Below are 223 nucleotides of genomic sequence, written 5' to 3' on the forward strand. Positions count from 1 at the left end.
CACCAGGGCTTTCTGTGAGAAGGTTGAGCTTACACAGAATGTACTGAGAGTTGGAGCCATTCATCTTGATCACGGTATACAGAACGTCGTGATCGAAGTCCATCATGATCACTTCCCCAGGAAGCTTCCACTTGAACCAAGCAGCAAACTGCCTCTCGTTTCCTGCGTTGTAGAACCGGAACAAGTACAGCGCGTCTGGCTCTCTGCGGCTAAGGATAGCCAT

1 protein-coding gene is annotated in these 223 nt (G+C 50.2%); it reads right to left on the reverse strand.

Annotated features, from left to right (window positions below; genetic code table 11):
- Positions 1-223 (reverse strand): phage nozzle protein (locus AB1471_RS19240; RefSeq protein ID WP_496350352.1); only part of this gene is annotated, 223 nt, incomplete at its 3' end.

The organism is Jeotgalibacillus marinus (assembly GCF_040801915.1).
Lineage (GTDB): Bacteria > Bacillota > Bacilli > Bacillales > Jeotgalibacillaceae > Jeotgalibacillus > Jeotgalibacillus marinus.